The sequence below is a fragment of the Serratia symbiotica genome (assembly GCF_000821185.2).
Lineage (GTDB): Bacteria > Pseudomonadota > Gammaproteobacteria > Enterobacterales > Enterobacteriaceae > Serratia > Serratia symbiotica.
This window is the reverse complement of the sequence record NZ_CP050855.1, coordinates 2,813,652-2,832,267: the sequence shown is the minus strand read 5'-3', so window position 1 is coordinate 2,832,267 and position 18,616 is coordinate 2,813,652. Positions and strand designations below refer to the sequence as shown.

Genomic DNA, 18,616 nt, shown 5'->3' with positions numbered 1-18,616 from the left:
TGACTGGACGTAGGAACGGGCAGCGGAGGAATTTGGTATATCGATGCGTACCTACATCCGTTATGAGCAGAGTAAGCCGCCAAGGACGATTGTGTTGGCTATCCAGGCATTGTCCTTGGTGACCATGCTACCGGACATTGAGACTCTGCCGGTTGAGACTCTACGCCAGCGGATCAGAACACTGGCGGGCGACAGCTCCACTGGCTAAAGAGACAAATGTCGCATTTTGCAGCTTCGCCCCATAGAGCCAAATAAGTTGTCGCCAGAAGTGACAATCGAGGCGGAATTTTCGGGGGTTCCGGCATAGACGTCATTTTCGATGTATCTGGGTTTTCGTCTGTAAATCCATGAGCCGATCGGCAATCCGTATCAGCCCCTCATGAACATAGTCTCGTTGCATTGGCATGACGTTCTCATCGGCATTCAGTGCTTTCCTGAAGTTTTCGACGCATTCCTGCCAGTGGCCCAGCCGGATTATTTGTTCATCAAACACCGACAGGGCATTGCCCTGATAAGCGAGGTATCCCCGTTCCAGGGTTGCGGTCGTGGTGAGTATCTGTTCCATCGTGTGTTTATTGACGCGCATTAAGCGATGGCCCCTCGGCCAATGCGGGAGGGCCTGCGTTACTTGCCGCCTGCCAGATCGATAAAGCTTCCCGTCACGTAGGATGCCTTGTCCGACAGCAGCCAGACGATAGCCTGCGCCACTTCTTCCGGCGTACCGCCTCGCTTCATCGGTATCAGTTCCCTGACCCGATCAACCCGCCCCGGCTCTCCGCCGTCAGCGTGCATATCGGTATAGATAAAGCCGGGCCGAACCGCGTTGACGCGAATGCCCTGCGCCGCGACCTCTAGAGAGAGGCCGGTGGTAAAGGTGTCGATGGCGCCTTTCGACGCCGCGTAATCCAGATATTCATGCGGTGCGCCTAGCCGTGAGGCCGCCGAAGAGACGTTGACGATCGCACCGCCCCGACCACCGTGGCGCTGCGACATGCGTTTTACCGCCTCGCGTGCGCAAAGGAAGCTGCCCGTCACGTTGGTGGCGAACATCGCCGCCAGCCGTTCGCTGGTTAACGCTTCGATTGAAGCCTGTGGGCACCATGGCGGCATTATTTACTAGACCTGTGAGGGGACCAAGCTGCGCATCGATCCGCCGGAACAGCGCGACAACCTGCTCTTCGCTGGCGATATCGGCCTGAATCGCCAGCGCCTCGCCGCCAAGTTGACGAATGGCTTCAACAACCTCCTGCGCGCACGCCTCGCGCGTACGATAAACGATGCAGATCGCCTCGCCTCGCCTCTGGCCGCCAGCGCCTGCGCCGTGGCACGGCCAATACCGCGCGAGCCGCCAGTAATTAGGGTAACGTTTTTGTTCATTGATGTTATTCCAATCGGGTATTGGTTGCGGATCGATTAATCAGTAGCAACGCGGCAATAGTGAGGCAACCGAACGCCATAACGCAAAAAACCGCTTTTCCGTACCACTCCAGCAGCGCACCGCCTACAAACGGTCCCAGAGATAAACCTAATATAACCAGCGTAGACGCGCCGAGGTAGGCACCACGATGTTTTTCCGGCGCCAGCCGATCGAGCAGCACACTGAGGTTGGGCAGCAAGATCGCCTCGGCAACGCTGAATATCACAGTGACAAATCCCCACCAGAGCGCGCTGGTAGAGTCATTAACCCAGAAAAGCAGCTGTGAAAACGCGAATATAACCGCGCCGGTAACAATACGCTGGATCAGCGACATCGTGCCCATCAGATGTACCAGCCAGAGCTGCATCTTCTTCGGCAGCGACCATGGTGGTGAGCGCGGCGCACCGCTGTACGGCCTGATCGGTACGTGCAAACTCAACGGAATCGACCCGGAGGCTTATCTGCGTCATATCCTGAGTGTACTGCCGGAGTGGCCCTGTAATAAAGTGGCCGAACTTCTGCCCTGGAAAGTGGATCTCACTTCTCATTAACCGTTAATACGGCACTGCCTTTACGCTTACAACCGATCCGGATTTGACAAATAAAAACGCTCACTAAACGGAAAGAAAATTTTTTTGCCAATCATTAACGATAAAAATGATCAATAAACAAAAATTAATTCCTTTTACTGTCCGTTAATAAGTTCATCATATCTATTATTTCCCATAAACGCCCCAACAAACACATAAAAGAGGTGGTTTTTAGTAGATGTGAGCAACTAAGGCGATAATGCTCAATTTTATTCTAACGGTTTTATCTGTTCTTGCTGGGAATAAAATTCACCGTTCGACTTTACTCATGCATGGCCGGAAAGAAGGGGGTATTTATAAATAGAGCACAAAAATAAAAGGTAAAATAACCGATAAAATAGCAACAATAATTAATAAAATAATAAAATAATAAAATAATAAAATAATAAAATAATAAAATCAGACATGCTTACTCCATCTATATTTAGGCATTAATTCTAATTAGCTATAAAATAAACTTCTCTAATATCATCAAACTACCAAACTACCAAACTACCAAACTACCAAACTACCAAACTACCAAACTACCAAACTACCAAACTACCAAACTACCAAACTACCAAACTACCAAACTACTATTATTCTAAGTGTGGAAAAAATATAATATAAATCAATATGTCATTTATCCGAAATAAGACTTAGTCCTAGAACAGGGAGATTTCCCCCATCCTGGGGAGATAGGATGATGAATGACAACAACAAAAGTCACTCCGCAGGCCATGCAAGATTGTTGCGATAAGCGTACTCTGAACCTCATGTGAGCCGATAATACGTGACGAAGTTCAAATAAACAATAAACGCTCATCTATCAGTTTATAAAAGTGTTGTCAAACAAAGTAAGCCATTATCTACAGCCCAGTACCTGCTGAACCTTCTACATTACTACTCAATTGATTAATAAGGAACTATTGCATACAGTAGCCCAGGCGTTGTGTCTTATGAAGGGGGAAACTTCAGAGATCCACTAAGCGTATTGCATTCTGTTGCTTGATATCTTCCTAGCGTCTCGCGGTACATGGTGCTGTGTTCGAGATTGGAAGACCCATTAGAACAGCCGGAGACCCCTGTCTCCGGTAGAGTGATCTGTTATGCGTTTACTTAAACTAAGAACCTTTCTCATGGGGTTATTTTATTTGCCATTTTGGCCCTGGACAGTACTCCCCTTCCTCACGCACTCCCTGTACAATGCGATTGTTGTGTACTGTCCGTGTTCAAACTGGCTATGTCTCAGCCAATAGTAAATGTAGCGTCCCAATTGGCAGCGAGTAGTTACAGCATGCGGTGCAGAATCGCTTTTTTCTCAATACAGTGGTGTTTTATCACTGCCGCCACGTGGAGTATAATCATTCCCGCCAGCGCCATGCATGAACCGCGATGTACGCTAAAAAAGAATCTGTTTACTTCCACGTTGCTGATCGGCCTTGGGAAGTCTATAACGCCAAAAATTTGAAATCCTTTTTCCAGCATTAAAAACCCACTGATAAGCACCACGAAAATAAGCAGGTAGAAAATTTCGTGCAATAAATGCACCAGCCCCTTGTCATGCCCTTTCAGCATCTCGCCATAGGGAACTGCTGGCCTGAAATAACGCCAGAGGAAGCGTATCATCATCAGCGGCGTCAATGCTGTTGCCAATGACATGTTGGTTTCTGAGAAAAAGGTATACACCTGCTCATTTGGTATAAAATGCAGTGAATATCCGATGATCATAACGTAAATCATCACCACGGCAATGCTCCAATGCAGTATTCGGCTAAAAAGATCATAACGGGTGCGAACGTTAGGCACCCTAGTTTGGTGTTGCATAAATACCCCTAAAAAAAGCTATCGCTATATACTGAATATATTTTTACTGATATGGGATTGGGGTGCCCGCCAAATTGATAATGAACGGTTGCCCAACTGGATAGAATAATCGTGTAGGGGGATAATTTACCCCATACGCCTTAGAACCTATCCCATTAGGCGATCTTGATTTGCCATTTTGGACTTGGGCAGTGATCGCAACTCTGACGCTCTCTATCTACGCTATGGTTGTTGCGCGCTGTCTGTGTCCTAACTAGCTGTAACAAATGTACGCCTAGTGGGATAGGATCTTAGTCATCCTGCGGTTGCTGTGTGGCATACCCGCTCTGATTATTACAGTCATCCCTTCATGACTAAATTAATAGCCGGTTTCCATACCGGCTTATCTGGGGGCGCTTATGGCACGGTTTGCCACAAGGATTGCGCTACGCCGGGATTCCAATGCGCCATGGCCATATGACTTTGTAGACAAACGTATTTTTTACCCTGGTAAGTAACAAAATCGCCTCTCTTATAATTGACACCGACCTTCCAGTCGCTTTCTGTGGCTTCTGGTATCACCGGGTCATTGTGTGTTTTCACCCGCAACGTGCTGCTGGCTAGAGACATAACCCCAGTATCGCTTTCTGCAATGATGTGGTAGGTGTAGGTTTTACCTGCGGCCAAGCCAGTATCCAGAAATTGGTTGTCGGTCACAGTCCGCAGCTCTACACTGTCGCGCCAGACGTGATAGTGCCTGATCGTTACGTTGGTCACTGGTTCCCACTTGATGCTCAGGCTGTTTTTAGCGGCAGATACCACGTGCAGGCCCACCGGTGTGTTCGGTTTTATCTGCTCTGCGGACTGCTGGATTTTCTCCACCACCTCGTTACTGGCGTCAGAAAGGTTACCTGCGGCATCCCTGGCTTTAACCAAGTAACGATACTCCACATTGGGTTGTGCGGACTGCTCAACCCAATGGGTGCTGGAGGCACTGCTATAGTTAACGCCATCCCGGTAGATTTGGTAACCTACCACGTCTTTACCTATTGGTGCGTGCCAACTCAGTGAGATGGTGCCATTTTCGACTGTCGCTTTCAGCTCAGTGGGGGCGGAAGGCTTCACTGAGTTGTCATGGCCTGTGGCTTCGTTGGCCGCTTCTTTCATCGCGTTAAGGTAATTGATCTGATCGACGAAAGAGATGCTGTGATTGTTTGCACCCAAAGTCCAGACGAAGAAACCACCGAAGTTATTACGCGCCTGCCACGCTGCGCGCTCTATGTTATTTTGATAACTTTCGAAAAAGTTCCCCTCAGGCCCCCATTGGGCATTGATGGTCGAACCCAGAATAATTTTCGCTGGATTGCCAACGGCGCGTGCATAGTTATTCATCGCGACATCGAATTTAAAGTATTTGCCCGCGTCATAAGCCATAACATTAAAGAAGTCGAAAATGTTTTTGCCCTTTTCAAGGATCGGCAGCACTTCGCCATGGTGACTGGAGCGGGCTGGTTCGACATAGGAGCAATTCTGGGATATTGCCGGATTAGCGCATTCCAGCGGATCGGCACCCACATGATAGGTTGTCAGGCTCAGCAGCTTTTTGCTCGGCAACGCCATGGTTTTTTGACGCACGCGCTTAGCCAGATCCAACAGATTGGCATTCTCTTCCGGCGTCACACGCGCCGCTTTTTCAAAATCAAAATCGATCCCGTCCAGTTGGATGCTAGCGACTTTCTGGTATTGACCGTTCCCTTCCAATTTTTTGAATACCGGGAAATCCTTGCTCAGTAAATTCACCAGGCCTTGAGCAATCTTTTCACGGCTTTCAGGGGTAGTGAGGTAGGCCCAGATAGATTCATAATTTTGGCCACCGAACGCCACCATGATTTTTCGGCTCGGATTATCATGTTTGAATTGCGTCCAAGTTAAGTAAGAGGAAGGGATCCAATAGGAATTGGTAGGAATGTTAGCCATCTCGTCTGAGATTTGAATATTCCCGTTTGCATCCCACTGGCCGAAGGACAACAGCAAGGTGTCAATGCGGCTGCGTGTTATTTCTTTTTCTGCTTTTTCTGGAACTCCCCAAGAAGTTAGATAGCTAATAGCTCGATTATCTTGAGCGGAAAAAGCTGAGGGTGTGAGCAGCGCACTGCTGATAAGTAGGAAAGCAGTCATTTTCTTCATAGAGCATCCTTTTAATTTTAAACGTAAATTAAACATACTAAGAGCGAAAACCGTTTAAATCTGAAAAGAGAGCAAACTATATGTCAAGGCAGCTATATCTGTAGTAGCTGTCCACATAATATAATTTTTCTTATTGTTCTAGTATTGGGAATAAAGAACTGTTGATAGGGGGGATTGTCGACACTTATAAGAACTATCTTTATTTGGTGATGCATCTAATTAGTAGAATTATGTGTTTTTCTGATCTTGACCTGCTATATCCAGACAGCTTTTGTCTCTAAGTTAACGTTATCCGCTGGCTCCGGTATTCCCTCGGCGAGAGGTATCCCAGGGCACTGTGTGAATGGTTTTCATTGTAATGCTCGAACGCTGCCGCCAGGTTTATCAACGCCGTTCTCACATCCGGTTTTGGCATGAAGGTGATATAGCCACTTTTCATCGTTTTTACGAACCGTTCAGCCATACCGTTGCTCTGTGGACTGCTCACTGCTGTTGTGCACGGCTCCAGATTCAGTTCCCTCGCGAACCAGCGAGTTTCATGCGCTACATAAGCCGAACCGTTGTCCGTCAGCCACTGGATTGATTTTTCCGCTAACTGATTACCGAACCGCTTTTCCACTGCACCCAGCATCACATCCTGTACCGTGCGGCTGTCGTAACCCCCTGTGCTGGCAGCCCTGTCTATGGTTTCTCTGTCGCAGCAGTCCAGCGCGAACGTCACCCGCAGCTTTTTGCCATCATCACAGCCGAACTCGACGCCATCTGAACACCAGCGCAACTCGCTTTCTGCCACCGCGACTTTACCATTATGCTCCCGCTGCGGACATTGTGGTTTGTCGTGCAGCAGCAACAGGCGGTTCTCACTCATCACACGATAAACCCGTTTGGCATTCACGGGAGGAAGCCCTTCATTGCGCGACTGTTTCCGCAGTATCGCCCACCCCCGTCGATAGCCATAACCCGGCATATCGCTGATGATCGCGAGGATACGCGGCAGCAGTTGTGCATCTGCTTCCTCATTCCGTCTGTTACAGCGCCCGTCCTGCCAGCCGACGGGACGATCGACCCGAAGGGATAACTGCGCACGCGACACGCCTAAAGCCCGGCTAACCTGTGCTATTCTTTGTCCTTTGGTAACCAGGGCGCATGCGCTATCCATTTTCGCGACTGACCGCACTCCACCGCTTCTTTCAGGCTCTCGTTCTCCATTGTTTTCTTACCCAGAAGGCGCTGAAGCTCACGGATTTGTTTCACAGCGGTGGCTAACGCTGAAGCAGGAACGACCTCTTCACCAACAGCTACTGCCGCGAGACAGCCTTCCTGGTACTGCTTTTTCCACTTGAACAGCAGACTGGGCTTCTTGCCCTAACAGTATTCCGGTCATCTAGCCCACCCGTGGCCTCCATCAAAACCAGCGCGACGGCCTCAGTCCGGCAATAATGACATCAAAGCTGTCAGAGTCATTACTGACCGTAAACTGTGCAATATCACTGTTGGCAGCGATGTCCAGCGTTGCCTTGGAAACATTAATGCTCACACAAAGTGGATTTGGCAGACTCGTTATTGCCCCTCCTTGCAAATACGTCATGGAATACGGAAAACGGTTCGGGTTACAGATGAGTGGCTCAACGTATGCGTCAGTCGCTTAATTACGGGCTTAAAACCCCACGGGGAGTCGGGTTGCATACGCTGTGCCAAATCCATTCATCACTATAGTAACTAAATTTCAAGATACAAGGGGGTCATCTGCATGGGCGATGGGCAAAGAGATTATTCGCTTCGGCGCGAGTTTTTAAAGTACGGATAACCGAGTTGATACCGATGTTAAGCATTGTTGCTGTATCGCGAACCCCAGCGCCACATCAACGATTTGCTCTTTAACACCGGGCTTTCTATTCTGATATGTGTAGGGTAGCTGGAATTTGAATATACACTGGCACTCATGACAGCGGAAGCGCTCCTGGCCTTTAGGGTTCTGACCATGACGGTAAATCAGAGCAGGATCACAACGGGGACAATGAACATTAACGCTGGCTATGAGAAACCTCACAAACCGTATTGTACAACAGATCCAACCAATTAGAGGCCTCACCCGCATAGTTTACTGCTTGCATAATGATAGAGTTATTCCTTAGATGAAATTAAAAACCATGATCTTGAGTTGGATGATCTTCAGCCAGATTGATTTTATGCTGGCCTTATTAAACCTACAGGTTCGCGATGTATGGAGCCTGTCTTCGCTGGTGTGGTTTCCTGGCGGTTTATTGCAGGGAATACTTTTCGCATTGGCCCCGCGCAGCTGGTTGTTATGGGTGGCGACCAGTCTACTGATCCACCTCACCGCGAGCCAACTTTATGGACGTCCAGTGAGTGTCTCGCTGATTTTCGCTCTATTTGATGCATTGATGATGATGATGGTGGCGCTGATCTGGCAATTCTTTTATGGTGCGATGAAAGCGCCCAAAGATATCCGGCAAATTGCCATGTTGATCGCACTGTGTACGATAAGTGGCATTATTGAGCGATTTATCACCAAATGGACGCTTTATTTGCTGGATTATCCGATCGATAGAACGGTTTCTTTGCTAAACATTGTGGGCTATGTCCTGAGCTACTTGCCGTTGACATTCTTTGTCGTTTATTTAATTACACTGAAAGAGAGGTGGATAATAAACGCGAAATCTGCCGTTTTGGCTGCCGCTGGGTTAGCTGCAGTAGCGATTTTGTTTAGCGGCGTCTGGCCGTCTGACGACAGCATTCATTGGCAACATGTGGCGTTATTCTTTTCTTTTTGCCTGCCAATGCTGTTGGCGCTAAGTGGCAATCTGTTAATACTGAGCGGATTTTTGTCATTGTGTGCGGTGGGTAGCGTGGGGGTGGCGCTCTGTAAGCTGGGACCTTTCGTCAATCCATTGGCAAGCCCGCAGCAAAATGTGTTGATAGCGGCCTGGTACAGCGCCTCGCTGACTCTGCCAGCATTGTTGTGTTGCAGCTATTCATCGGCCTTGGCAGCGCGGTGGCAGTATTGGAAAATGCGTTTCTTACTGTTGAAGGTGGCAATAGGGGAGGTATCGCTCAGTCAATTTCATTTGGACGGGGGCCAGTGGCTTGATTGGCAAGAGGGTCATCGCTGGTGTTCATCAGCTCAAACGCCTGCCACCTGGCCACAACTGCTTGCGTGGATCCATTGTGGCGATCGTCCCGCTGTAGAGGCACTGAAAAATGCCGTATCATCTTCCCCGCAAGCGCTACGGGTGCACATTGCCGATGGGAAAGGAGGTGAAAATCTAGCCATACTCGTGCTTGCCACTTGTCGCAGTAAGCCCGGCGCTGGCATTGTTGGCGTCATAAATGAAACGGTAAGTGACGACAATTTGGAGAAGAACTAATGGCGATCCGAGTCATTATTGCCGATGACCACCCCGTGTTTTTGCTGGGGCTGCGTGCGGTGTTGGCGGCAATGCCTGAAGAGTACTTGATCGTAGGTGAGGCATATGACGTTGAGTCGCTTTTTTTCTTGTTGGGATCTCAAACGGTGGATTTGTTGATCACCGATTTCAGCATGCCGGGGGGTGAAACGGAGGACGGGGTGCGCATGATCAGCAGGATTTACAGTCAATATCCGGCGTTGCCGATCGTAGTGATCACCATGATTAGAGACCAGCGGCTGCTCTCTTTACTGGCTGGCTACCGTGTTAGGGCCGTGCTGAATAAAAACAGCTTGTCGGAGGAACTGGCAAAAGGCGTCGTGGGAAACAAAGAGGGTGATGTTCCTTACTTCAGCGAGATGTTTCGTGGGGCGACAGTCGGACAGTGCCTGACCGGTAAGGAACTGGAAGTGATGAAATTGCTGGGCCAGGGATTGGGTGTTAATGACATTGCTGCGCGCCTGTTTCGTACCAAACAAACTATCAGTGCACAAAAAATCAGTGCCATGAGAAAGCTGAACCTGCCTAATGATGCGGAATTGTACCGTTTTTTGCATCAGATCGGGCTATGACGATGGAACAACCGCGTAGAATACGGCGGTGGCTAGCGCTGCTGTTGCTGCTATTTGTGGGGCATGCCGAGCGTCTGTTTGCGGTCGATGATATGCAGACATTGCCACCAGAAGGGCGTTCTGCGGCGTTTTATTCGAGGGTCGCTCAAGACGCGGAACTCCCGACCGTGCCGAGAGGGAAAACGTTGCCCCAATATCCCACGTTGAAGATCGGTGTACTTAGCTGTAGCGACTCGCCGTTGCTGATGTGGCGTTGGGACGGAAAAATTGAAGGCATCTATGCCGATTACTTACGCTTGCTTGAGATCATGCTGAAAAGGTCGGTTGAACTTCGGCTGTATGGCAATTGGGCGCAGGCTAACGACGCTTTGCAGCAAGGAAAGATACAGCTATTGATTCAGTCATCCTCGTCGCTGATCAGCCGAACGAGCCAGAAGAACCCCATTTTGGTGCAACCGTACGCCTTGATGGTACGCAATGCCAACGTGAACACCAAGCCCGCCGAAATGACTATCATGGTTGCCTCGGATATCAGTGCAGAGGATGTCATCCGCTTACAAACTTATTATCGACGCGTTGAAGTGGCTAAAAGCCAACAGGCAGCGATAAAAGCGGTGGCTGAGGGGGAGGTAGACGGCTATCTGGATGGGCAGCTCCAGATAGCCAATCTGGAGGCTTTTCACCCAGTGTCAGGATTGGTCTACCGCAGGGAAGAATCGATGGGTGAACAATTTCACTGGTTTTCCGGCAGGCCGGATGCTGGGGTGGAAAATAGCATCAGCGCGATCTTGGCTACCATTCCCCATACGATAAAAAACGAGATCTACCAGCGTTGGATCTCCGGCTTGGCGTTGGGTAATAACAATGCTGCGCCCCGTTTTCTTCCGCAAGAGGAAAACTGGATGCGTCAGCATTCGGTGATCAATGTGGCGATTAACAGCATGGCTCCACCTTACTCTTTCCTCAACAAAAATAACGAGCTGATCGGCCTGGACGTGGATGTGATGCGTTTGCTGGGTGAAAAAAACGGCCTCCATTTCAACTTTATTCCGGCTGATGGATTGCCTGCGGTAAAGGCGTTGCTGAAAGCCGGTAAAGCGCAGATGACCCCATCATTGGCGGCAACGACGCAGCGGCGTGGCTGGCTCAATTTCAGCCAGCCGATAGGCACGATCGAATGGGTAATGATCACGCGTAATGAACACAGTGCCCCCTATACCTTTGATCAGCTTAAGCACCTTCGAGTGGCGATCTTGCATGACCATGCTTTGCTTGCCACCATCAGACAACATCCAGATGTTGCAGTGGTGCTGGTCAACACTATGGATCAAGCTATCCAGATGGTATTGGCTGGTGCGGTTGACGCCACCTTCGATAGCCTGGGCAGTGCCAACTATCAATTGGCGAGCCGTTATGGCAGCCGACTTGTCATCCAGGCGCTTAAAAACGCCCATCAGCCCGAATTGTACGCCGTTTTGCCTAATTACCCGCAACTGCTCACCATCCTCAATAAAAGCATTGAGGCACTGGGGCCGGATGAACTACGCATGCTGCGCCTGCGTTGGCTTTCTGTCGCCAATATCGTGACCAATAGTGACGATAAGATATCCCCCTGGGTTCTGGTATGGTTTGGCGTATTATTTATCGTGGCGCTGAGTTCGGTATTTTGGGGCAGCTATCTCGCGCACCAAATCAGGCTGCGTCAAAAAGCTGAAGGGCGGTTGCAGGCATTGCTGAGCGATTGGGAGATATTGTTCAACAATATGCCGACACCGATGTTTATCTGCGATCCCACCATGCGCATTACTGCAGCAAACTTGTATTTCTGCCGTGAGTTTGGACACCCAGATACCCCAGTGGTCGGGCAAACCCTACCTGAGCTTTGCTTCCTATCACCGCAAGATGAAAAAGAGTTGAGTCTGGTGTTCTTACGTTGTTTGGCTGGCGAGCCGGCGCATTTTTCCGATCGGCGCATCGTCATTAAAGGACAAGGCAAGGAGGTTTATCTTTGGCTAGAGGGATATAACAATACGACAGGGGTGAGTCCAGGGATCATCGGCGGTTGGTTTGATGTGACCGAACGCAAGCTGTTGGCGCGTGAGCTAAGGCACGAACGGGATAAAGCGGAAAACGCCAGCCAAGAGAAATCAGCATTTCTGGCGCGAATGAGCCATGAAATCCGCACGCCGTTACATGCGATTATCGGCATTCTTGATTTGGAGGTGCATAAAAAAGTCTCTTCCCCACAGTTGCAGATCGCCTGGCAAGCGGCGATGTCACTGCAAGGGGTGATTGGCGATGTGCTCGATTTCTCCCGGATCGAATCAGGGCGCATGACCTTGCATCTGCAACCCGCGTCGTTGACTGAAACGCTGGAAAACTGTGTGGCCACTTTCACTCAACGGGCAACCGAGAAAGGGTTAACCTTTTGCCAGCAGTTGAATTTGCCTTCAGGTGTGAACTATGAGCTAGATGTGACGGTTGTGACTCAAATCATCAATAACTTGTTGAGCAACAGCATAAAATTCACCGACAAAGGCGGTATGGAACTGCGAGCCGATTGCCGTGAGTGGGTCACCAGCAAGCATGACGAGGTGACGTTGACGGTGACAGACAGCGGTTGTGGCATACCGCAGGAGATGCATCAGGCTGTGTTGCAGCCTTACGTGCAGGCAGGGCATCATCACACAGGCAAAGCCGGGTCTGGATTAGGGTTGTCGATCTCCGCCCGGTTGACTGAACTGATGGGGGGGGCGCTGAGCATCGAACACGCGCCTAAGGGGGGAACAAGGGTGAAGGTGGTGCTGCCGCTGACACGCAGTCACGCGCAGCGGCCAATGGAAGCCGAATGGCCGGTGTTGATGGAGTCGCTGAACATTTTACTGGTGGACGATTCTGCTGCCAACTTGCAGGTATTGGCATTACAACTTGACGCTTCAGGGCATCAGGTCACGCTGGCGGAAAGTGGTGAAAGAGCGCTGCAACTGATGAATCAGGTCTATTTCGATATGGTGCTCACTGACTGCCAGATGCCCCGGATGAACGGTTATACCTTGGCACGCCGCCTGAGACAGATTGAGCAGGAAAGGCAATTGCCACCGTTACTGATTTTGGGTTGTACAGCGAATGCCTTCGTTGCGGAAAAAGATCTGTGTCTAGAAGCGGGGATGAATGGCGTGCTGATTAAGCCGATGACGCAGCGTAAATTGCTGTCAGAGATTAACCACTATTACCGTCAGGCGACAGAAGAGGATTCACTGCATTTTTATGAACTCCAGGCTTTAGCGCAGCATGATTGCAGTCAAGAAATCAAGTTGTTGTTGGCGCTGCGGCATGGGGTAGAAGAAGATATTGCGGTACTTAAAAATAACTCGTCTTCTTCACAACTGCTTGTTCGCTGCGCGCATCGCCTGCAAGGCGCGTTCGCTCTGTTAAACTATCGGGCGGGTATTCGTGTTTGCCTAAGGATAGATAAAGGTGGTCGATGTGACGCACAAACGTTGGCACTGTTGCTAAGTCGAACGGAGGAGTTCCTACAGGTGTTGTGGCAGCGTATGAGTGAGCTGGGCGAGGAGGAAACTTAGCGTCTATCCCGCGACGCACATTGTTACAGCCAGTTTGGACACGGACAGAACAACCGTAGCATACCTGGAATAGGTGAAGATGGTGAGCACTGTTTAGGTACAAAATGGCAAATAAAATAGCCTAATGGGATAGGTTATAACCCCTCCCCCGAAGGTTTCGGGGGAGGGGGGGGGAGATTAGAATGTTACGTGAAGTGAACCCCAAAGTGTGCGTCCTGGCTCTGCAATACGGCTAGTACCCGCGAAGCTAAAGTTTTTATTTCCTGCCATATTCAAATGTTCCGAATATTGTTTATTAAGTAGGTTATCAATGCCCGCGCTAAGACGAATGTGTTTGGAGAAAGTATAATCGGCATTCCAGGAAAGTACGCCAAAACCAGGGCTGGCACTGAGATCCTGACCCACTACGTTGCCTTGACCTACCGCGACGCGGTGTTGTGCGGATACCAACCGCCAGAGTAGCGCACTACTCCAGTCAGCGTTATGATAACTGAGCGACAAGCGAGCATCTAGCGGTGGCATTTGCGGCAGCGGTTCGCTTTCGGTCATGTTATAGCCCCGGTTGTAAGCCAGGCTGGCCTCGCTCTTCCAGTGTTCGTTCAGATGATAGGCTCCCCCCAATTCACCGCCAACAGTACGTGCCTTAATGTTGCGTGCCTGGCTGGTTGGAGTGCGGTAATCGAATAAAATGTAATCATCAACCTGACCGACATAGGCCGAAAGCCAAACTTCCAGCTCCGTGGTGCGATATTGTGTACCGATATCGAGCTGGGTGGTTTTTTCATTGCGTAGGGTGTTGAGATCCGGATTGCCACTGCGTCCGGAGAACAGCTCCCAATAGTCTGGGAAACGCTCGGTATAACCCAAAGCGACGTAGCTCATCAGCGGCAGGTCGGCGGCGCGATACTCATAACGGGAAAATCCCCCCTTCAGCAGGTCGCTGCGGGTTTGATGATCGCGGCGAAAATCATTGGCTTGGATCTTATCTACCCTAGCACCCGCCACGACATTGCCCTGAGATCCTGATTCGGTGCGCCACTCTGCGAACAGCCCGCTTTGCTGATACTGAGCATCTTTCAGCCAGCCGTCGACAGCGGAATTTTTGCGGTGCGTACTGTTTTGTATGTCGAATCCGGCCGCGAGCTGGCCAGCTTGCCATTGCCAGTTACTGGTCAGACGCGTACCCAAAGTTTCGCGATCCACATGGCCGGACATCTTCATGCCGTTGAGTGGTTGGCGTAGCTGATAGTTATCCATGATGTGGTCGGCGTGATTGTAGTAGGCCAGCCAGGTTAGAGAATCGAGATATTTACCGATATTGCGCTTTTCCAACCGTAGGGTGCTGCTACTGCGTAAGAACTGCGAACCATCCATGCCGCGCCCAGCATAGCGGGCTTCACCATCACTGCCTCCCAGGGTTAACTCTGCCAGCGAATCATTATCTGGCGTCCAGCCCAAGGTCGCCTCGGCATTCCACTTGTTCCAGTAGCCGGGCACAGGATCGCTGTTGCCATCCCGGTAATCGCTAGCACGCGACTTACCGCCGTTGATACGCAGATAGCCTTCTTGGCTACCCAGGGTTGCATCAACATTCTGGTCGATGCGGCCGTGCGAACCGAACAGCAGATGGGCCTCGCCCTGAAGGCTTGGTTGGTTAAAACTGGGTTTCTGGTGTTCAAACAGGATGGTACCAGCGGGAGCCATAGGTCCCCACAGCACGGTTTGTGGGCCTTTTAACACTGAAAGCAGGTTGAAATTGCTAGGAGAAATATAGGAAGTTGGGGCATCCATACGCGAACCACAGCCGCCATACAGGGCACCGCCATTGGTAAGAATATTCAGTCGTGAACCAAACATGCCACGTAATACCGGATCGCCATTGCTCCCGCCGTTGCGTATTTGGGCGAAACCGGGAATGGTTTTCAGAAGATCCGCGCCGTCACTGGCGGGGATCGGCTGGCGTGGTGCCTTAGGATTGGTGATGGTGGTCAATGGTGTATCAGTTGGCGCTGCTACGGTTATCACCTCCTCGTAGGAGACGGGGGCTGCCAGTGAGGCCGCAGGCAATGCGGCAGCACAGCAGGCTAGCCACAAAGGAGAAAGCAGGCAGCACTGGGCGCTTCCCAGATTAGGTTTGACGATATATTCAATAGGTTTTTTACGCATAATTATATAAACGGCTATATAGCTTCCTGGTTTGGTTCATGAACAATGGTTGCCACAATGTTATTTCGCGCGTAAAGACTGAAGCGTGAATGGATCATTACAGCAAATAAAATGCTTCTAGATGTTACGGATTGCTTCTGGCTGAAGAAAACCTTAATACTTGAGAATGCCTTGCTAAAAAATGAGAAATATCTCTGTCGCCTGAGATTAATTTTATTTCCCACAGAAGTTACGAATGAATTATTTTTTGCGAGTTTTTTAGGTCGGAACATTTTTTTGTTAAATACCAGAAAATAAAAATGATCTGATTAAAGATAATGTAACCGACAAAAACACATCGCCCACTTATTTGGGCAGGGAGATAATGGCCCTGGCCGTGCACCTCCAGGGGAGCGCCTCTATTTTTGGCAATTTGGCGGGCCTAGTGCCAGTAATAGGGTTAAAACGCAATATCGAACCACTGTGTTTTGGCTAACAGGCAGTAAAGTTGGCAGTCGGAATTGACACCTAATTTACTCATTGCGCGTAGCTTATGTGCACTAACGGTTTTGATACTGAGGTTCATGCGAGTAGCAATATGAGTCAGGTTCAAGCCTTTACACAGTAGGCGCAACACTTCAGATTCCTTGGCGGTAATGTTTGTTATGTCTTGTTGCTGATTGTTGAACAAGGACTTCATTAGATGTCGCTCAACATAGACTTCATTGTTCATTGCCGTGCTGATAACGCGCTCTAACGTTTTCTCGCCTACATCCATGCTGATATAGCCGACGGCCCCCAACTCCAGCATCATGCGTATTAGGCTAACGTGTTTGTAGGGGGAAATAATAATTATTTTTAGCCGTGGATATTTGCTGATCAACCATTTTGTTAAAGCATAACCGTCCATTGAGGTGAGTGGATTGCTGCTGCTATTGTCACATGTATTCAAAGAGTAGCCCAGCAACAGCAGGTCGACGCTGTTTTTTGCTAGCATGTTGATCAGTTCTACAGGTGTCGAAATAGCACCAACAATGTTGAAATGAGCGCTTTTATCTCCAGTATTAAGTTGTCCTTGATGCATGTTTTCAATCATGGACTTTATTCCGCAGCTAATAAGTCGCTGTTCTGTCGCGATGACGACGTTGGTTGTCATAAGAATACTCTCTGGTGTAAGTAATGTTTCTATCGATATGGATTGTATTATTCTCCGATTAGGGGGTAAATAAAATTCACATATTGTGAGAAAAAATCAGATTATTAGGCTATCTTTATGTTTTTATTGAATTATTATTTTTTATGGTGCGTTATTTTTCTGACTAGTCAGATTTCAATAATGATGTAAACTGTATTATGATTACTGTTTTTCCAGGGCTGTTTGTTTTTTATAAAATATAATTTTTGGTAAATATCTCACTATGAAATCAGATTTCAAAAAAATAGATACTTTTTTAGCTGTTGTCGAAACGGGCAGTTTCGAAGGCGCAGCAAAAAAGCTCTTTATTACCTCTTCCGCAGTTTCTTTGCGGATCAGTACGCTTGAACGCACCATGGGTATACCGTTGTTGTTGCGTCGTCGGCCTTGCGTACCGACCCCGCAGGGCCGGATTTTTTATCAGCACGCGGCCCAACTGACAAAAATGAAACAACTCTTGGAAAGCGAACTGGCGAACTGGCGAACTGGCGGCATGGCACGGAGTATGCCATTGTGAAGCAGGGTTGTTCAGCCCATCTCTCAAGTCATTTGGCATCGTTTGCATCCCAATAGGCTTTTGCTTGATTAAAGTGATGCGGCGGGCTGGGTAGGTATCAAAATTCTTACTACACCGAGTATAGGGAGATCTTTTGTCCTAGGGATCTCCTGATCGCTGTATCTCTTTTAGCACATCCAACTAGGCAGAGTTCGTAGTGCTAGCGTCGCCTTGCAGCGTATTTTCCTGATTTTTGCCGTGTTGCGGCCCACAGGGGAACGGTGATGATTTTCTCCTAAGATTGGTTAGCCTTTTACGACACTACGCATTATAAGGCTATGGTATCAGAATTCCTCGGCACACTGATGGTTTTCAGCGGCATCAATACTGTGCGGTTGGCGCGACGGTTACGCCGGATGCAGGAAGATATCTCAATTTTTGATTTGTTGACACCGACCACAGACAGAGAATATAGCATAAAAAAATCACGATTCGCCACAACATGACGCCGATACTCCTCGCGTCAATGTTACTGAACCGTTGACCGTTCATATCTGGACGCCTGAAGGAACGGCCAATACCTCGAACCTCTCCCGGACGGTGATGAAATGCTATATTGCTGCGGTAGATTCCGCAGGGATTATATCCATTGGGCATGCTGCGCTAGAACGATTGCCGAGTGTCTCTATTAGCCTGTATCCCGCAGTGGATATTGATCGTTCGCTTCCAGAATTTCTCAATATTATGAAAGCCACTAAAGATAATGACGTTCCTGGTATATTCCAACCGAACTATGCCAGCGAGGCGGCAAGCTGGTGTGATTCTGACCGCAAAATCTGCTTCCACGACTACAACAGTATGGTGTTAAGGCGTTATTGGAACGCATACAAACAGACGAAAACTTACAATCTGACCTATCGTAATTGTTCCAGTAGTGTCGCGTATGCTTTGGAGGTAGCGCTGGATGGTGTGCTTTCAAAACAGAGCCGAAGCGGGTTAAAGAGACTACAGACGTTGATGATGCTTGAGCTTGGGATCGCCGCGCGGTTACGTATACGTGCGTTATCGATGGCCTGGATGCCTGGATTACTGATGGACTATGCGCGGGCGATGCGTAGCATTATTCATCCTGTTCTTGAGCCGTGGTATCGGCGGGTGTCGAGAAAGTGGTGTTTTAGGGAAAAAGGTTAAAAATCGCCCGTAACCACGGATAGAGT

12 protein-coding genes and 5 pseudogenes are annotated in these 18,616 nt (G+C 49.2%); 7 read left to right on the top strand and 10 right to left on the bottom strand.

Going from position 1 to position 18,616, the window contains the following annotated elements; genetic code table 11:
• The first annotated feature begins 43 nt into the window (after positions 1–43).
• Positions 44–208: a hypothetical protein gene (locus tag SYMBAF_RS14075; protein WP_226020348.1), complete on the top strand. Its 165-nt coding sequence runs from the start codon at positions 44–46 to the stop codon at positions 206–208.
• Positions 209–310: 102 nt separating this feature from the next.
• Here the strand turns inward: SYMBAF_RS14075 and SYMBAF_RS14070 are convergent, their stop codons facing one another.
• The 3 genes and pseudogenes from SYMBAF_RS14070 to SYMBAF_RS14060 all read right to left on the bottom strand — a co-directional run bounded on the left by SYMBAF_RS14070 (position 311) and on the right by SYMBAF_RS14060 (position 1,751).
• A complete protein-coding gene (locus SYMBAF_RS14070; RefSeq protein WP_040262583.1) occupies positions 311–586 on the bottom strand; it encodes a hypothetical protein in 276 nt (91 codons plus the stop codon).
• A gap of 38 nt (positions 587–624) precedes the next feature.
• Positions 625–1,377 (bottom strand): annotated as a pseudogene (locus tag SYMBAF_RS14065) (SDR family oxidoreductase).
• Positions 1,378–1,382: 5 nt separating this feature from the next.
• Positions 1,383–1,751, bottom strand: a complete 369-nt coding sequence (locus SYMBAF_RS14060; RefSeq protein WP_082026807.1) for an MFS transporter — start codon at positions 1,749–1,751, stop codon at positions 1,383–1,385.
• Positions 1,752–1,782: 31 nt separating this feature from the next.
• On the opposite strand from SYMBAF_RS14060, the pseudogene SYMBAF_RS14055 reads away from it, so the two are divergent.
• Positions 1,783–1,968 (top strand): annotated as a pseudogene (locus tag SYMBAF_RS14055) (transposase domain-containing protein); the annotation flags it as partial.
• A 1,308-nt stretch (positions 1,969–3,276) separates the two neighbouring features.
• On the opposite strand, the gene SYMBAF_RS14050 reads toward SYMBAF_RS14055, so the two are convergent.
• The 5 genes and pseudogenes from SYMBAF_RS14050 to SYMBAF_RS14035 all read right to left on the bottom strand — a co-directional run.
• Positions 3,277–3,813 carry a cytochrome b gene (locus SYMBAF_RS14050; RefSeq protein WP_040262584.1) on the bottom strand — a complete coding sequence of 179 codons (537 nt, stop codon included), beginning with the start codon at positions 3,811–3,813 and terminating at the stop codon, positions 3,277–3,279.
• A 396-nt stretch (positions 3,814–4,209) separates the two neighbouring features.
• Positions 4,210–6,015 carry a glycosyl hydrolase family 18 protein gene (locus SYMBAF_RS14045; RefSeq protein WP_082026798.1) on the bottom strand — a complete coding sequence of 602 codons (1,806 nt, stop codon included), beginning with the start codon at positions 6,013–6,015 and terminating at the stop codon, positions 4,210–4,212.
• A gap of 192 nt (positions 6,016–6,207) precedes the next feature.
• Positions 6,208–7,326, bottom strand: a pseudogene (locus tag SYMBAF_RS14040) (IS3 family transposase); the annotation flags it as partial.
• Between the two features lie 35 nt (positions 7,327–7,361).
• Positions 7,362–7,567, bottom strand: a pseudogene (locus tag SYMBAF_RS17895) (hypothetical protein); the annotation flags it as partial.
• Positions 7,568–7,723: 156 nt separating this feature from the next.
• Positions 7,724–8,017: pseudogene (locus tag SYMBAF_RS14035) on the bottom strand (IS1 family transposase); the annotation flags it as partial.
• 97 nt (positions 8,018–8,114) lie between these two features.
• On the opposite strand from SYMBAF_RS14035, the gene SYMBAF_RS14030 reads away from it, so the two are divergent.
• From SYMBAF_RS14030 to SYMBAF_RS14020, 3 genes are read left to right on the top strand one after another with little or no spacing between them, the layout of a single operon-like run.
• Positions 8,115–9,368 (top strand): hypothetical protein, encoded by a 1,254-nt coding sequence (locus SYMBAF_RS14030; protein WP_152608999.1) that lies wholly within the window; start codon positions 8,115–8,117, stop codon positions 9,366–9,368.
• Positions 9,368–9,979, top strand: a complete 612-nt coding sequence (locus SYMBAF_RS14025) for a response regulator (RefSeq protein WP_040262586.1) — start codon at positions 9,368–9,370, stop codon at positions 9,977–9,979. The genes SYMBAF_RS14030 and SYMBAF_RS14025 overlap by 1 nt, the downstream gene beginning before the upstream one ends.
• Positions 9,980–9,981: 2 nt before the next feature.
• On the top strand, positions 9,982–13,563 hold the full coding sequence (locus SYMBAF_RS14020) for an ATP-binding protein (protein WP_040262859.1): 3,582 nt from the start codon (positions 9,982–9,984) through the stop codon (positions 13,561–13,563).
• Between the two features lie 177 nt (positions 13,564–13,740).
• On the opposite strand, the gene SYMBAF_RS14015 is transcribed toward SYMBAF_RS14020, so the two are convergent.
• Both SYMBAF_RS14015 and SYMBAF_RS14010 read right to left on the bottom strand, forming a co-directional pair.
• A complete protein-coding gene (locus SYMBAF_RS14015; RefSeq protein ID WP_082026801.1) occupies positions 13,741–15,729 on the bottom strand; it encodes a TonB-dependent copper receptor in 1,989 nt (662 codons plus the stop codon).
• Between the two features lie 439 nt (positions 15,730–16,168).
• Positions 16,169–16,804 carry a LuxR C-terminal-related transcriptional regulator gene (locus SYMBAF_RS14010; RefSeq protein ID WP_237162884.1) on the bottom strand — a complete coding sequence of 212 codons (636 nt, stop codon included), beginning with the start codon at positions 16,802–16,804 and terminating at the stop codon, positions 16,169–16,171.
• A 322-nt stretch (positions 16,805–17,126) separates the two neighbouring features.
• Between SYMBAF_RS14010 and SYMBAF_RS14005 the strand changes: the two genes are divergently transcribed.
• Together SYMBAF_RS14005 and SYMBAF_RS14000 are read left to right on the top strand one after the other, a co-directional pair.
• A complete protein-coding gene (locus SYMBAF_RS14005) occupies positions 17,127–17,420 on the top strand; it encodes a LysR family transcriptional regulator (RefSeq protein WP_052447598.1) in 294 nt (97 codons plus the stop codon).
• 582 nt (positions 17,421–18,002) lie between these two features.
• A complete protein-coding gene (locus SYMBAF_RS14000; protein ID WP_052447599.1) occupies positions 18,003–18,590 on the top strand; it encodes a hypothetical protein in 588 nt (195 codons plus the stop codon).
• The last annotated feature ends 26 nt before the right edge of the window (positions 18,591–18,616 follow it).

Coding starts and splice junctions, on each gene's coding strand:
- SYMBAF_RS14030 (WP_152608999.1), top strand. CDS start 8,115: ATGAAATTAAAAACCATGATCTTGAGTTGGATGATCTTCAGCCAGATT.
- SYMBAF_RS14010 (WP_237162884.1), bottom strand. CDS start 16,804: ATGATTGAAAACATGCATCAAGGACAACTTAATACTGGAGATAAAAGC.
- SYMBAF_RS14020 (WP_040262859.1), top strand. CDS start 9,982: ATGGAACAACCGCGTAGAATACGGCGGTGGCTAGCGCTGCTGTTGCTG.
- SYMBAF_RS14000 (WP_052447599.1), top strand. CDS start 18,003: ATGAAATGCTATATTGCTGCGGTAGATTCCGCAGGGATTATATCCATT.
- SYMBAF_RS14005 (WP_052447598.1), top strand. CDS start 17,127: ATGAAATCAGATTTCAAAAAAATAGATACTTTTTTAGCTGTTGTCGAA.
- SYMBAF_RS14060 (WP_082026807.1), bottom strand. CDS start 1,751: ATGTCGCTGATCCAGCGTATTGTTACCGGCGCGGTTATATTCGCGTTT.
- SYMBAF_RS14050 (WP_040262584.1), bottom strand. CDS start 3,813: ATGCAACACCAAACTAGGGTGCCTAACGTTCGCACCCGTTATGATCTT.
- SYMBAF_RS14015 (WP_082026801.1), bottom strand. CDS start 15,729: ATGCGTAAAAAACCTATTGAATATATCGTCAAACCTAATCTGGGAAGC.
- SYMBAF_RS14025 (WP_040262586.1), top strand. CDS start 9,368: ATGGCGATCCGAGTCATTATTGCCGATGACCACCCCGTGTTTTTGCTG.
- SYMBAF_RS14070 (WP_040262583.1), bottom strand. CDS start 586: ATGCGCGTCAATAAACACACGATGGAACAGATACTCACCACGACCGCA.
- SYMBAF_RS14045 (WP_082026798.1), bottom strand. CDS start 6,015: ATGTTTAATTTACGTTTAAAATTAAAAGGATGCTCTATGAAGAAAATG.
- SYMBAF_RS14075 (WP_226020348.1), top strand. CDS start 44: ATGCGTACCTACATCCGTTATGAGCAGAGTAAGCCGCCAAGGACGATT.